This window comes from Janthinobacterium sp. UMAB-60, assembly GCF_900095235.1.
Lineage (GTDB): Bacteria > Pseudomonadota > Gammaproteobacteria > Burkholderiales > Burkholderiaceae_D > Janthinobacterium.
The window spans coordinates 338,155-352,743 of record NZ_LT607485.1; the positions used below are offsets into that span (position 1 = coordinate 338,155).

At 64.4% G+C, this 14,589-nt stretch carries 13 protein-coding genes; 9 read left to right on the plus strand and 4 right to left on the minus strand.

What is annotated here, in order from left to right; translation table 11 throughout:
* Positions 1 to 51: 51 nt before the first annotated feature.
* Entirely contained in the window at positions 52 to 534 is a 483-nt protein-coding gene (locus K0F86_RS09505; RefSeq protein ID WP_219134150.1) for a DUF2165 family protein, read from the minus strand.
* 124 nt (positions 535 to 658) lie between these two features.
* Here K0F86_RS09505 and K0F86_RS09510 point away from each other — a divergent pair, with 124 nt between their 5' ends.
* Complete coding sequence (locus K0F86_RS09510; protein WP_219134151.1) at positions 659 to 1,318, plus strand: metalloregulator ArsR/SmtB family transcription factor; 660 nt, start codon at positions 659 to 661, stop codon at positions 1,316 to 1,318.
* On the opposite strand, the gene K0F86_RS09515 is transcribed toward K0F86_RS09510, so the two are convergent.
* Complete coding sequence (locus K0F86_RS09515) at positions 1,294 to 2,574, minus strand: MFS transporter (RefSeq protein ID WP_219134152.1); 1,281 nt, start codon at positions 2,572 to 2,574, stop codon at positions 1,294 to 1,296. The genes K0F86_RS09510 and K0F86_RS09515 overlap by 25 nt on opposite strands.
* Before the next feature lie 112 nt (positions 2,575 to 2,686).
* Between K0F86_RS09515 and K0F86_RS09520 the strand changes: the two genes are divergently transcribed.
* Complete coding sequence (locus K0F86_RS09520) at positions 2,687 to 3,586, plus strand: LysR substrate-binding domain-containing protein (protein ID WP_219134153.1); 900 nt, start codon at positions 2,687 to 2,689, stop codon at positions 3,584 to 3,586.
* A gap of 12 nt (positions 3,587 to 3,598) precedes the next feature.
* Here K0F86_RS09520 and K0F86_RS09525 read toward each other — a convergent pair whose 3' ends face one another.
* Positions 3,599 to 4,630, minus strand: a complete 1,032-nt coding sequence (locus K0F86_RS09525) for a methyltransferase domain-containing protein (protein ID WP_219134154.1) — start codon at positions 4,628 to 4,630, stop codon at positions 3,599 to 3,601.
* Positions 4,631 to 4,757: 127 nt separating this feature from the next.
* Here K0F86_RS09525 and K0F86_RS09530 point away from each other — a divergent pair, with 127 nt between their 5' ends.
* Positions 4,758 to 5,648 (plus strand): AraC family transcriptional regulator, encoded by an 891-nt coding sequence (locus tag K0F86_RS09530; RefSeq protein ID WP_219134155.1) that lies wholly within the window; start codon positions 4,758 to 4,760, stop codon positions 5,646 to 5,648.
* Between the two features lie 57 nt (positions 5,649 to 5,705).
* The gene (locus K0F86_RS09535) at positions 5,706 to 6,110 is read left to right on the plus strand and encodes a VOC family protein (RefSeq protein ID WP_219134156.1); all 405 of its coding nucleotides are present in this window, start codon (positions 5,706 to 5,708) and stop codon (positions 6,108 to 6,110) included.
* Positions 6,111 to 6,234: 124 nt separating this feature from the next.
* On the opposite strand, the gene K0F86_RS09540 is transcribed toward K0F86_RS09535, so the two are convergent.
* Complete coding sequence (locus K0F86_RS09540) at positions 6,235 to 9,105, minus strand: insulinase family protein (RefSeq protein ID WP_219134157.1); 2,871 nt, start codon at positions 9,103 to 9,105, stop codon at positions 6,235 to 6,237.
* A 285-nt stretch (positions 9,106 to 9,390) separates the two neighbouring features.
* On the opposite strand from K0F86_RS09540, the gene K0F86_RS09545 reads away from it, so the two are divergent.
* The 5 genes from K0F86_RS09545 (at position 9,391) to K0F86_RS09565 (ending at position 14,548) form a co-directional block, all read left to right on the plus strand.
* On the plus strand, positions 9,391 to 10,803 hold the full coding sequence (locus tag K0F86_RS09545; RefSeq protein WP_219134158.1) for an ATP-binding protein: 1,413 nt from the start codon (positions 9,391 to 9,393) through the stop codon (positions 10,801 to 10,803).
* Positions 10,800 to 11,336: a protein bicaudal D homolog gene (locus tag K0F86_RS09550; RefSeq protein ID WP_257572064.1), complete on the plus strand. Its 537-nt coding sequence runs from the start codon at positions 10,800 to 10,802 to the stop codon at positions 11,334 to 11,336. Before K0F86_RS09545 ends, K0F86_RS09550 begins: the two co-directional genes overlap by 4 nt.
* A complete protein-coding gene (locus tag K0F86_RS09555; protein WP_219134159.1) occupies positions 11,333 to 12,712 on the plus strand; it encodes a sigma 54-interacting transcriptional regulator in 1,380 nt (459 codons plus the stop codon). Before K0F86_RS09550 ends, K0F86_RS09555 begins: the two co-directional genes overlap by 4 nt.
* 255 nt (positions 12,713 to 12,967) lie before the next feature.
* Positions 12,968 to 13,330, plus strand: a complete 363-nt coding sequence (locus tag K0F86_RS09560) for a BON domain-containing protein (protein WP_219134160.1) — start codon at positions 12,968 to 12,970, stop codon at positions 13,328 to 13,330.
* 204 nt (positions 13,331 to 13,534) lie between these two features.
* A complete protein-coding gene (locus tag K0F86_RS09565) occupies positions 13,535 to 14,548 on the plus strand; it encodes a bile acid:sodium symporter family protein (RefSeq protein WP_219134161.1) in 1,014 nt (337 codons plus the stop codon).
* The last annotated feature ends 41 nt before the right edge of the window (positions 14,549 to 14,589 follow it).

Below are 14,589 nucleotides of genomic sequence, written 5' to 3' on the forward strand. Positions count from 1 at the left end.
GATGCAGTCCTTTACAGCAGTACAAAAAGACAGAGGCGCAGCGGAGGCTGATCAGGTCCGCTGCGCGTTGAAGGTGAAAAACAGCGCCAGGGTCCACAGCAGCAGCACCAGGTGTGTCGTCTGCAAGCCTTCCTGCGCGATCCAGTAGCCGAACCACAGGCCGCCCAGGTGCATCAGCAGCAAAAAGGCGGCCATGGCGCACAAGGCCAGGTTCAGCCAGGGCAAGCCGGCGGCCAGGCCGCCGCCGAAAAACAGCGCCACGCCCGTCCAGGCGGCGATGGCGGCGGCAAGCTGCAGCGCCAGCACCACGCCCAGCGAGAGCCGGTGCAAGGTCAATGAAGTGAGCGCGCGGCGCAGCAGCGGCGTCTGGATGGTCGGGTCCATGCGCAGCGGATCCATGCGCATGGTGTTGCCGATGGCCCAGACGGAGCCGTGGAAGGCGTGCAGGTTGTTGATGGCGGCCAGGGTGAGCCAGGTGGCCAGGCCGGTGGCGAGGATGGCGTGAAACAGCCAAATGGAGTGCTGCAGCTGCATGGGATTCCAGTCCAAGAAAGTGTCTTGCCGGCACGCGGACGTGGAAACTCCTCGACAGCGGGGAGCTACCGGCCTATTATGCAAGCAATTAGTTGGTTAACTGGCCCCATGATAGTTGAGCGAAATGAATTACACAAGTAAACGTTTGGATAATAGCGAAGCGCCGCAGACGACGGAGCGCATCCTGTATTTCATCAAGACCAAGGGACCCGTCTCCACGGCGACCCTGGCCAAGACCCTGGACATGACGGGCGAGGCGGCGCGCCAGCAAGTGCAAAAGCTGGTGGCGGCGGGCTTGATCGAAGGGCGCCAGGAAGCGCAGGCGGGCGCCGGCCGGCCGCGCCAGAACTGGGTCTTGACGGAAGCGGGCAATGCGCGCTTTCCCGACACGCATGCGCAGCTGACGATCAAGCTGATCGGCTCGGTGCGCCAGCTGTTCGGCGAGGCGGGGCTGGACAAATTGATCACGCAGCGCGAAGAGGAAAGCCGCAGCGCGTACGCGCTGGCGTGCTCGGCGCCGGACTTGCCCACGCGCTTGCAGCAACTGGCCACCGTGCGCGATGAAGAGGGTTATATGGCGCGCGTGGAAGCGGACGGCGACGACTGGCTGCTGATCGAAGACCACTGCCCCATCTGCGCGGCCGCGCGCACTTGCCAGGGCTTTTGCCGCTCCGAACTGCAGCTGTTCCAGGAAGTGGTGGGGCCGAACGCCAGCATCGTGCGCGAGCAGCATGTGCTGACGAACGCGATGCGCTGCATCTATCGCATTTCGCCGCTGCCCTGAGCCCTGGGAAACAGCGGCCAGGTCAGCAGCGCCACCAGTCCCGCCAGCCACCACACGACGGGCCAGCTGCTGGCCGCCAGCAGGTGCGGGATGGCCATCGGCGTGAGGAACAGTCCCACGTAGACGGCTGTGTTCGCCATGCCCAGGGCCGTGCCCGCGTTGGCGCCGCCCGCTTCCGTCGCCAGCTCCGTGTAGGCCACGCCATGCCAGGCGGACACGGCGATGCCGGCGGCCACCACGGCGGCCATCAGCAGCCAGCCTGGCGCATCCGTCCAGGCGATGCATCCCAGCAAAATGAATGACGCCAGCGCCACCAGGGCCGAGCCGCGCAGGTAGGCGGGCCGGTTCGCGTGGCGGTCCGTGTGGCGTCCGCTCCAGATGCGCATCACCATGGCGCCCGCCTGCAGGGCCACCATCACGGCCGTGATGGCCGCCAGGCCCAGGCGGCCATGGTCGTGCAGGAAGACGGTGGCATAGCTGAGCACGGCAAACTGCGGCACGCACAGCAAGCCGATGGCCGCCACCATGCGCCAGACCTTTCGATTGCGCAACGGTGGCGGTGGCTTGATCCCGGACAGGCTTTTGGACGCGTTGTGCGGCCCCGTGGCGGCCTCGGCAGAGAAATCTGGCTCATGCATCCAGCGCCACGTAAAAAACGCCGACAGGCCGCATACGAGGGCCAGGGCGCCAAACACGGGCATGAAGCCGTAGCGCGATGCCAGGCTGGGCAAGATCAGGGCGCCGAGGCCGCCGCCCAGTGGCACGGCCGTCTGGCGGATGCTCATGGCGAAACCCCGTTCGCCCGCGCCGAACCAGCGCATCACGGCGCGGCCGCTGGCACCGTTCACGCTGCCGCCCAGCACGCCGACCAGCGCCAGCCCCGCCGCCAGCGCCCATAAGGGCGGCACGGAGCCGTCAGCGGGCGTGATCCACAGCAGCAAGGCCAGCAGCGCCAGCATGGTGCCCAGCAAGCCCGTCAGCAGCACGGGGCGGTCGCCCCAGCGGTCGGTGGCCATACCCCATGGCAATTCGGTCAGGGCCACGCCCAGGCCCATGGCGCCCAGCGCCACCCCCAGTTGCGTATTGCTCAGGTGATAGCCGCTGCGCAGCCAGATGGCCGTGGTGGGCATGCCGTTGGCGGCGGCGGAAAAGCTGGCGTTGGCCGCCACGCCGACGGCGAGTACTTTCCAGCGGTGGGCGTCGCCCAGCGCGGGCGTGGTGACGGGAACAGGAATGGCTTGGCAGCTGGTGCTCATGGCAGGGAGGGAAAAGTGGTTGACCCTGACAGTGTTGCGCAGTACGATCGTTCTGAATATCAGATAATTTACGCTACACCATCCCATAAAACTGGACGATTGCATTTTCCCCATGAGCCTGCTGAATTTCGACATCGCCTTCTTGCGCAGCTATGTGGCTGGCATCGAGCTGGGCAGCTTTGCCCGCGCGGCCGACAAGGTGGGCCGTTCCACCTCGGCCGTCAGCGCGCAGCTGAAAAAACTCGAGGAGCAGGCGGGCATGCCCCTGTTCCGCAAGGATGGCCGGGGGCTGGCGCTGACGCCGTCCGGCGAAGTCCTGCTCGGCTATGCGCGCCGGCTGCTGGAACTCAATGACGAGGCGGCCGTCGCCTTGCGCGGCGCGGAACTGGAAGGCTGGATCAGGCTGGGCCTGCAGGAGGATTTTGGCGAAGCCTTGCTGCCCGATGTGCTGGGGCGCTTTGCGCGCGCGCATCCGAAAGTGCGCATCGAGGCGCACGTGGCGCGCAACACGGCCTTGATGCAAGGCCTGGCCATGGGCCAGCTGGACCTGGCCCTGCTGTGGGGCGGCGCCTGCATCGCCGACGTGGCCGAATATCCGCCGCAGCAGCGCCAGCATATTGCCGAACCGTCCATGCGCTGGATCGCCTCGTCCAGCCTGGCCTGGCGGCCCGAATCGGGCGAGCCTTTGCCCTTGATTACGTTTGACCGCGACTGCCTGTTCCAGCGCTGCGCCACGCAGGCGCTCGATGGGGCCGGCATCGCCTGGCGCACGGCGTTTACCAGTCCCAGCCTGGCGGGCCTGTGGGCGGCGGCGGCCGCCGGGCTGGGCGTGACGGTGCGCACGGCGTACGGCCTGCCCTCGACCGTGTGCGCGCTCGATCATGTGGACGCGGGCTTACCCGCCCTGCCCCCGCTGTCGCTGGAACTGCTGCGTGCCTCAACGGTGTCCAGGCCGCCCGTCGAGCGGCTGGCTGGTCTGATCATCGAGTCGCTGCAGAATGGGGCGACATAAAACGCCTGCAATTCAAGTGCGCGCAATCAGCACTTGCACGGGGGCCATGGGGAAATCGCTGGCGCTGTATTGTTCCACTTGCCGCCAGCCCGTGTCGCGCAGCAGCTGCGCCAATTCTCCCTGCCGTGTCACCGTGCGGCCCAGCATGCGCATCGGCAAGTAATACGGCAGCACGCGCGCCGCATCCAAGGGCGTCGGCGCGATTTCCGCCTGCACGCAGACGAGTACGCCACCGGGTTTTAACGCCGCATGCATCTTGCGCAAGGCGCGCGCCATGTCGGGCACGAAATGCAGCACGGACGAGCACCAGATGAGGTCGTAATCGCCGCCGATGTCGTCGCGGTCCAGGTCGCCGCCCAAGGTCTCCAGGCGATCAGATAATTGCGCATGGGCGATGTTCGCGGCCGCCACGGCCACCGTTTCCGGCCAGTCGAAAACGCAGCCCTGCACGCCCGCGTGGGCTTGCGCCAGCGCAATGGCCACCCAGCCCGGACCGCCGCCCACGTCCAGCAGGCGCAGCGCCGTGTTGCCGTCTGCAAACGGGGCGATGCGCTGCATCACGGACAGGGCCGCGCGCATGGTGACGGCGCGTTGCTCCTGGCCGATCTGCTGTTGTGCGGCAACGGCCCAGTTGACCCCATTTGCCGCGCTGTACGGCGCCGCCTTGCCGCCCTCGCGCACCAGCGTGTTCAGCTGCGTGGCGAAATGGCGCAGCGCGTGCAGCCGGTACAGCCAGGCGTCGCCGCAAAAGGCAACAGAGTCGCGGCAGAAATATTGCAAGGTGGTGGCCGTGCAGCGGTAGCGCTGTGCATCTGCGTCGCCCTCGTCGCGTTCCAGCACCTGCATGCTCCAGAGTAATTCGAGCAGCAAGGCCGTGTGTGGCGCATGCAGCGACAGGGCGTCGGCCAGTTGCGCCGGCGTGTGCGGCGTGGCCAGTACCTCGAAAATGCCCAGTTCCAGGGCGGCGGCCAGTCCATCGGCCTGGACGGGAGCGACGGCCAGGTCCCAGTACGGTTGCAAGGCGTGTTGCGTATCGAATGACATGATCTTCCTTTCGGCGAGGTGGGCATCAGCGTCATTTTATGCAACAATGAGAATAATTATCATTTGCATTTGTATGCGGCACGGCGCATTTCGTATGCGTAACGGTGCGCAGGGACAGGGAGGAGCGATGGCAGGACAGGACAGGGAAGCGGCAGGCTGGACGCGGCGCCAGCTGGACCCGGGGTTGAAAGAGTGCCGCGCCGACCAGCGGCAAGTCGACCAGGGCGTGCTGCTGGTGCATTCCGATTACCGTCCGCGCCTTGCGCTCGTCGAGCAATCGCAGCATGACGACGGGGGCGGCCTGGTCATTACCATTGGCCTGGAAGGCGCGTCCGGCTACACCACGCGCGATGGCGGGCAATTGCATTTCCGGAGCGGGCATACGACGGTGACGGCGTTTCACCACGTCAGCGGCGAGCGCCGTTTTGAGGCAAATCAACGGGCGGCGCAATTGCGCGTGCTGGTCGGCGAAGACGCGCTGGCGCGCTACTGGCCGGAAGGCTTGACTTCCTTGCTGCCCAACGGCGGTGCGCGCCAGTTGGCGCATGCGGCCACCACACCCACTGCCGCCCTGCACGCGCGCGCGCTGCTACGCGCGACGGACCCGCTGGCCGTGCATATCGGCGTGCTCAGCCTGCTGGCGGAGCAGTTGCGGGCACTGCGGCCGGCACCCGTTCTTGTGCCGCGCTGGTCCGAGGCCGACATCATCAAACTGGAGCGTGTCCACGCGCTGATGCAGGAACAGATGGCGCAGGCACTCACGCTCGATTACCTGTGCGCGCAAGTAGGGTTAAGTTTGTTCAAACTCAAGCAGGGGTGGCGCTACCGCTACAACGACAGCCCGCAGCGCACCCTGCTGGCGCTGCGCATGCAGCGGGCAAAGTTACTGCTGGAAAATGGGTGTCAGGTGGCGCAGGCGGGCTGGCAAACGGGGTATCGCCATCCGGCCAATTTCAGCACCGCGTTCAGCCGTTATTTCGGCTACGCGCCGAAGACCGTGGGACGCGCGGGCGCGTAAAAAGCCGGTGTAGAATTGGCGGGCACGATGTACTCATTCGACCTACAAGGAGACATGATGGCCCGCAAAATCTTTGTCAATCTGCCCGTCCAGTCGCTCGAGCGTTCCGTGGCGTTTTTCACGGCGCTGGGCTTCAGTTTCAATGCCCATTTCACGGATGAAACGGCGACCTGCATGATCGTTGCCGACGACATCTTCGTGATGCTGTTGACGCACGATAAATTCAAGCAATTCACGCCCAAGCAGCTGTGCGACACCACGGTGGCGACGGAAGTGCTCGTGTGTTTGTCGGCCGAGAGCCGCGGCGAAGTTGATGACCTGGTGGCAAAAGCCGTCCAGGCGGGCGGCAGCATCTACAAGGAGCCGATGGATTTCGGCTTCATGTATGGCCACAGTTTCCAGGATCTTGATGGGCATCAATGGGAGTTGATGTATATGGAAGCGAATTCAATACCGCAATAGCAGCGTAGGTCGGATTAGCGGCGGTACGCCGCGTAATCCGACAATATTGTTGGCCGGTGGTGGTGTCTGATTACGCGCGGCTACGCCACGCTAATCCGACCTACCCGACTGTTAAACCTAAGCTTTAGCTGGCCAGCGCCAGCAAATCGACCACGTCCAGCCCGGCCAGGTCTTGCGTCGTGTTGCCCGCAAACGCGGCGCGGCTTTGCTGGCCGTTTTTCAGCCAGGTGCGCGTGACATCCTTGATCTGGCTCAAGGTGCAGTTCAGCACGCCGGTGCGGAACTGCTGGCGCACGGCTTCCGTCGTGCCCCGCTGCTGCATGTTCCACGCCGTCAGCGCTTCCGCGTACGGCGAGTGCGGCTTGTCGAGGCCCTTGATGACGCAGATGATGGCTTCCTCTACCTGCTCTTGCGAGAAGTCGCCGTCGAGGATCTGGTCGAGCGTCGTGCCGAAGTCGGCGAACGTGCCGGCCAGGCGCGGATCGCGGTAGGAACTCAGGGTGAACGTGCCGGCGCCGGCCGCGTAGCTGGCGCTGCCGCCATACGCGCCGCCTTTTTCGCGCAGGGCCGTATGCAGCACCTGATTCGTCATCAGTTCGGCGGCCACGGCCAGGGCCGCAGCGTCCGGATTGTGCACGCCAGGCACGGCCCAGGAAACGAAGCAATGGTTGATCTGGCTCGTCGCATGCAGGGCCGTGTTGGCCAGCGGCAATGCGGCCGGTGCGACATCAGTGGCTGGTGCTGCCGCCTGCGTACTGGCCGCCGGCAATTCCAGCAAGCGGGCCAGGGTGATGCCATCGTGCTCCAGGCCCGCGCACAGCACGGTCGGCTGCTGGGCGATGATGTGCGCGTGCAAGGTATCGAGTTCTCGGGCGATTTCCTGCAAGCCTGCCGAGGTTTTGCTCAGCTGCTGCAAACGGCGGTAGAACGGCAGTGCGGCCGGGCCGCCGACGATGTCGTCGAAGCGGCGCGTGGGCGACAGCGGTGCTGCCGAGGCCAGCATGGCGTAGCGGTTGCCCGATTCGGCCAGGCTGGAGAGTTTGTCCTGCACCAGGCTTTCGATCAGGAAAGCCAGGCGCTCTTCTTCATCGAAGCGGGGCTTGGCGATCCACGCCGACAGCACGGCGGCAATGGCCGCGTGTTCTTCGCGCAAGCCGCTGGCCGAGAACGACAATTCCACGCGCATCGCTTGCTGCGGGCGGGGAATGGCTTCCAGGCCGATGTGGAACGAGGGCACCATGCTCTGGCGCCAGGCGCTGGCGTCGTCGAACGACATGTCGCCCACGCCCAGTTCCGGCGCCAGGTCCGTGTACAGGCGCAGCCAGGGCCACGACGCTTCCGGCAAGCTCGACACGTCGTACAGCACGTTGGCATAGCTGATGCCGTTCGAGGCAATGCTGAACGCCACGGCGCCGTCGACGGCCGGGGGAATCGGCAGGGCCGGGCGCGGCGCGGCGCTGACGTCGCCGGGGCGGATGCGCGGCAGCACTTCCGAATTCGACGGCAGTTGCTGATGCGCTTCCAGCGCGGCGGACTCGGCGACAATGTGCTCGCGCTCGGCATCCGTCAAGCGCGCTTGCAGGGCCGCCAGCTTGGCGTCTTCCTGCGCGGCGCGGTCGGTAAAATAGGCGCTGTCGGGCACCACGTGGGTGGTCAAACGGGTCGGATTGGCGATCAGCTCGCGCACCAGCTGCTTGAAGAATTCAGGGTCTTCGATCTGCTGTTCCAGCGTTTCCAAAATCGCCGCATTGTCGAAGGCGTCCATCACGTCGCCGCCATACATGGCCAGCGGCAAGGCGTGCAGCAAGCGGCCCAGGCCATACGGCATGCGGCCGCTGCTGATTTCGCGCTGGCTGTATTTGATGTCGCGCAAGGCCGCGTGCAGCACGGCGGCGGGAATGCCCTCTTCCGCCGTCTCTTCCAGCGCCGTCCAGATGCGCTGGTGCGCGTCGGCGATCTGTTCCTGCGTCAAACCTTCCATGCCGATGTGGAACACCATCTGGCGGATGCCCGCGTCGCGGCCATTCATATCCGATGGGCGGCCGTAGCCGGCCGATTCCATGGCGCGCATGACGGGCGCCGACGATTCGCCCAGCAAGCCGTGCGACAGCAGATGCGCGTGGTAGTAGGCGATGGGATCGCTCGACTCGCCCATCAACCAGGCGAATTGCAGGCCGAATTCATCGTCGCGCGCTTCCTGCGACGGAATCTTGACGATGTTTTCCTGCGGCGCGGTCCAGGCGGGCGCCAGCTGCGGCAGGCGGCGTTCGGAGAAACCGCTGAGTTTTGACAGCACGCGTTCGGCCACTTGTTCCTGCACCGCCGACGCTTCGATATTGCCGGCAGTCATGATCACGGCTTGCGAAGGGTGGTAGTGGCTGGCGTGGAATTCTTTCAGCATGGCATGCGTGAGTTCCGGGATCACCAGCGGATCGCCGCCCGATTCCACTTCATACGTCGTGCCCTTGAGCAAGGTGCTGGCGATACCGCTGTCGAGCGCGCGCATGGGGCTGTTGAAGGCGCCCTTCATTTCATTGAAGACGATGCCCTGGTACACCAGCTTGTCGCCTTCGAACGCATGGCGCCAGCCTTCCTGGCGGAAGTTCAGGTAATCGAGGTTGGGGAAGAAGGCGGCATCCAGGTACACGTCGAGCAGGTTGAAGAAATCCTTGCGGTCGGTGCTGGCGAACGGGTACACGGTGCGGTCCGGATAGGTCATCGCATTCATGAAGGTGGCCGTCGAGCGGCGCAGCATCGAGAAGAAGGGGTCGCGCACCGGGTAGCGCGACGAGCCGCACAAGGCCAGGTGTTCGAGAATGTGGGCGCGCCCGTCGCTTACTTCAGGCACAGTGGGAAAGGCCACCAGGAACACCATCTCAGCCTGCTCGGTATGCATGTGGATATGGCGCATGCCCGTTGCTGGCTCGACATATTGCTCGATGGTTGCCTGCAAGACTGGAATGAAGTTGCTGCTGACTTTTTCAAATGTGCTCATGCGGTATGGGATCTCTTCAGTAGGTGAAACGGATAGTCGGTGGGGCTGCATCACAGGTGGGGGCAAAGTGGCGTAATGCCAGGGCGGGCGCCAGTTTGATGCCTGCGTGAAGTTTTTCCCTATTGTACTAGGAGTATTCGTGCGCCGCCGAGGGGGACTTGCCGATGGCCGGAAAAGCGACAGTGTTGCAAAATTAACCATTTCCGGGTGGGTGGCGTCTGCGAATGAAAGCTTAGCGTACCATGCGCCTTTTCCCCCTTGCTGACCGAACCGAAGGCGCTTACCTTGTCCAGACTGTCCTTTCGCCAACTGTTATTTGCCGCCTTCATTTTGACGACGGGCATTTTGACGGCTACCTCCGTGCAAGCCTTGCTGACCCTGGAGCACCTGGCGCGCCTGGGGCGCGAGACGGCGGCGCAGGCGATTGCCCTGACAGAACAGTCGCAGCGTCTGTCCGAGCGTACCCTGGCCATGGAGCGCAGCGCGCGCCAGTTCCTCGTGCTCGATGATCCCGTCTTCCGCGAGCGCTATGCGGCGGCCCGCGACGAAGCGACGGCGGCGCTGCAAGTGCTGAACCGCGCCACGCCCGAGTTTGCCTCGCAGCTGGCCGACGAGTGGACGGCGCAGGCGCAAGCGGCGTGGGAAGTCTTGCAAGCGGGTAAGCGCCGCAAGCGCGATGGCCACGCCGTCGTGTACCGCGCGTTTGCCCGCATGGCGCAGATCAATGACAGCCTGGCGCGCGAAAGCAAGACGGAAATCGGCAGCCGCAACGATGCCCTGCTGGCCGAGCTGGAACGCCAGCGCCGCGTGCTGGGCGTGCTGGTGGGCGGCGCCGTGCTGCTGGCGGCCGTACTGGCCACCTGCTTCGGTTTTCTATTGTCGCGTCCACTGCGCCGCATCGAGTCGGCCATCGAGCGCCTGGGCGAGAAGCGCTACGACCAGCCCATCGTCGTCGGCGGCCCCGCAGATACGCGCCGCCTGGGCCAGCAGCTGGACTGGCTGCGCCAGCGCCTGGCGGACCTCGATGCCGACAAGGAACGTTTTTTGCGGCACATCTCGCATGAGCTGAAAACGCCGCTGGCGGCCCTGCGCGAAGGCGTGGCCTTGCTGGAAGACGAGGTTGCCGGCAAGCTCAGCGATGGCCAGCGCGAAATCGCCGGCATCCTGCAGCAAAACACGGCGTCCCTGCAAAATCAGATCGAAGACTTGCTGCGCTACAATACCGCCGCCTTTGACGCCCAGCATCTGGCGCGCAGCAAGGTCGACTTGCTGGTCTTGCTGCAAGATGTGGTGGCCGGGCAGCGCCTGCAATGGCTGGCGCGCCGCCTGACGGTCGAAGTGCAGGGCGAATCCCTGATCGTGCAGGCCGACCGCGACAAGCTGGCAACAGTGCTGGCGAACCTGCTGTCGAACGCCGTGCGCTTCAGCCCGGAAGGCGGCACCGTGCGTTTTACCCTGACTTGCGAAGGCGGCCGTGTGCGCATCGATTGCATCGACGAGGGGGCCGGCGTGGCGCCCGAGGATGCCGAACGCATCTTCGAGCCGTTTTACCAGGGCGTGCGCCAGGCGGCCGGCGCGCGCAACGGCAATGGCATCGGCCTGTCCATCGTGCGCGAATATATCGCTGCCCACGATGGCAGCGTCACTCTTTTACCGCGCCAGGCTGGCGCGCACTTTCGGATAGAACTGCCCTTATGATGACGAGAACTTCCCTGGCCGGCATGGCCGCCTGCGCGCTGCTGTTGGGCGCCTGCGCCGCCAAGCCCACTATCCAGACGCCCGTGCTGGTGCAAACGCCGCCGCGCGTGGTGGTGGTCGCCGATCCCCAGCTGACCGAACTGCTCGCGTATCAAAGCGCCTTGCGCCTGATGACGCCGTCGGAACTGGTGAAAGCGCAGCTGGACCTGGCCAAGGCCGATCACGCGCCGTCCAACACCATCCGCCGCGCCATGCTGCAGGCCACCGTGCGCGGTGCCGGTGACCTGGCCCGCGCGCAAGCCTTGCTGGAACCGCTGGCTACGGCCAAAGATGGTCAACTGCTGGCGCCGCTGGCGCAATTGCTCAGCAGCCAGTATGCGGAACTGCGCCGCCAGGACGAGAGCATCGACAAGCTCAATGCGCAGCTGCGCGATGCCCAGCGCCGCAACGAGCAGCTCAATGAAAAACTCGAGGCGCTGAAAAACATCGAGCGCAGCCTGTCCGTGCGCCCTGCCGCGGGAGCGCCGAAATGAGCGAGCAGGCCCACATCCTGTTGGTCGACGACGATCCCGACCTGCTGCGCCTGCTGACCATCCGCTTGAAGGCGGGTAATTATCGGGTCACGGCCGTGGGCAGCGCGGAAGCGGCGCTGGCGCGCCTGGCCGTGGAATTGCCGGCTCTGGTTATTACCGACGTGCAATTGCCGGGCCGCGACGGCCTGGCCCTGTTCGATGAAATCCGCCGCCAGCATGCGGCCCTGCCCGTCATCCTGCTGACCGCCCACGGCACCATTCCCGACGCCGTCGACGCCACGGCGCGTGGCGCGTTTGCGTATCTGACGAAACCGTTCGACGGCAAGCTGCTGATGGAAAAAGTGGCATATGCCATCAACTTGTCCACCGTCATGCCGGCGCCCGCGTCCGGCGACGAAAGCTGGCGGGCCGAGCTGATCAGCCGCAGCGCGCAGATGGCCGAGCTGCTGGCCGAAGCCAAGCTGGTGGCCGGTTCCGACGCCAGCATTTTGATCCGCGGCCCCAGCGGCACGGGCAAGGAATTGCTGGCGCGCGCGCTGCACAACGCCAGCCGCCGCGCCAAGGCGCCGTTCATCGCCGTCAACTGCGGCGCCATCCCCGAGCAGTTGCTGGAATCGGAACTGTTCGGCCACGTGAAGGGCTCGTTTACGGGCGCCGTCGGCAACCGCGAAGGTTTATTTCAGGCGGCCGATGGCGGTACCTTGTTTTTAGATGAGATCGGCGACATGCCGCTGCCGCTGCAAGTCAAACTGTTGCGCGTGCTGCAGGAGCGGGCCGTGCGGCCCGTGGGCGCCGACCAGACGCGGCCCGTCGACGTGCGCTTATTGTCCGCCACGCACCGCGACCTCGACGTGGCCATGGCGGAAGGGCAATTCCGCGAAGACCTGTATTACCGGCTCAATGTCGTGACCCTGACCCTGCCGCCGCTGGCCGAGCGCCGCGAAGATATTTCCCTGCTGGCGAACCATTTCCTGCAGAAACTGGCGGCCAAGTACGACAAGCCCCTGAACGGCTTCGCCCCCGACGCCCTCACGGCCCTGGTGGCCGCGCCATGGCCCGGCAACGTGCGCCAGCTGGTCAATGTGGTCGAGCAAGTGTGCGCGCTGGCCACGGCGTCGCTGGTGCCCTTGTCCCTGGTGCAGCGGGCCTTGCGCGTGCCGTCGCTGGAAGCGCTCAGCTACAACGAAGCCAAGCAGCGCTTCGAGCGCGACTACCTGATTCAATTGCTGCGCCTGACGGACGGCAACGTGGCCGATGCGGCCCGCCTGGCCGACCGCAACCGCACGGAGTTCTACCGTTTACTGCAGAAATACGAGCTGACGCCGGCCCTGTTCCGGGGGGATGGCGACCCTGTCGCTGATGAGCGACAAAAATAAAGCGTCATTAATCAATGGCTTACTGTTAAATATTGATTGTCTTGCCATAAGCTGTCGTCGTCAGGCGACAAAAAGCCCCGATTTTCGGGCCAGATCCGGCGCAAACGCGCTGAAAAAATCGAGTTTGAGTGTAAGTCGTTGATTTTGAATGCAATTTAAAAGCTGGCACGGTGCTTGCTGTATGGGTAGATGTGACGCTTCAACGTGTTGCTTTATCCAAGTAAGAAGCTTTTAACTTCATTGAGAGGAACTACCATGCAAACATCGAAACTGTTCAATACCCTGGTCGCCGCTATCGTACTGTCGGGCGCCTCGATCACCGCTTCGCATGCCGCTGACTCCGCACCAAAAGCACAAGCTCCTGCTGGCACTGTCGTGGCCGCCAACGCCGCCGCCGCCGTCCCTGATGAAACCATCACTTCCTCGGCCAAGGCCGCCCTGAGCGCCGATGCGCAAGCCGCTACCCTGCCAGTCAAGGTAGCAACCCAGCAAGGTGTCGTCGTCCTGTCGGGCGATGTACCGAGCGCCGAAGCGGGTGACCGCATCGTGCAGATCGTCGCTTCCGTGAGCGGCGTGAAAGAAATCAAGAACGAGCTGAAAGTCAAAGCCGCCGGTTAATTCCTCGCGCTGTACTTTACTCCGGGTTGCCCTGTCTGCGGACAGGGCATTTTTTTGTGCCATTGTGTCCACAAGTCACGCCTGCTTCCAGGCAGGAAGCTCGGCGATAGGGTTAGAATAGCCAGCACTGGCGCCGCTCCCGGCGCTGTTTGTCATCCCCGGCACAGCATCTGTTGCAAGGCTGCGCCGCTACCAGGCTACCGCATGTCTTCTTTCTCTCCCGCTGCCCTGTTGCGCAATCTGAAACCCGATAATTTCACCCTCGCCCTGCTCGTCACCGTGGCGCTGGCCAGCTTTTTGCCCTGCACGGGCCAGACGGCCGTGGTCTTCGGCCATATCACCACCGTGGCCATCGGCGCCCTGTTCTTCCTGCATGGCGCCAAGCTGTCGCGCGAAGCCGTGGTGGCCGGCGTCATGCACTGGCGCCTGCATTTGCTGGTGCTGGCCAGCACGTTCATTTTGTTCCCCCTGCTGGGCCTGGCCCTGCGTCCGCTGGCGCTGACTTTCCTTACGCCCGATCTGTACGTGGGCATCCTGTTCTTGTGCGCGCTGCCATCGACCGTGCAATCGTCGATCGCCCTGACGGCCATGGCGCGCGGCAACGTGCCGGCCGCCATCTGCAGCGCCTCGGCCTCGAATTTCATCGGCATCTTCCTTGCCCCCATCCTGGTCGGCTTGCTGGTGGCGAAAGGCGCGGAAAGCAAGTCGTCGGTCGACGCTGTTTTATCGATTGTCATGCAATTGCTGCTGCCCTTCCTGGCTGGCCAATTCCTGCGCCGCTGGATCGGCCGCTGGGTCGACCGCCACAAGGCCATGCTGAAATTCGTCGACCAGGGTTCCATTTTGCTGGTGGTCTACACGGCCTTCAGCGAAGCCGTCAGCGAAGGCCTGTGGCACACGATCTCGGTGGAAACGCTGGTGGCCCTGGGCCTGTTCAGCATTTTGCTGCTGGCGCTGGTGCTGGGCCTGATGACATTCATCAGCCGCCGCCTGGGCTTTAGCAAGGAAGACGAGATCGCCATCGTCTTTTGCGGTTCGAAGAAAAGCCTGGCCAGTGGCGTGCCCATGGCCAAGGTCTTGTTTGCCACGCACTCGCTGGGCATGGTGATTCTGCCGCTGATGCTGTTCCACCAGATTCAGCTGATGATTTGCGCCGTGATTGCGCAGCGCTATGCGCGGCGCAAGGATGATCTTGTCAGTGAGAAAGTGGCTGCCTGAGGCTGCACGGGGCGTGCTTGAAGCAAGTTCAGCCGTCTTGA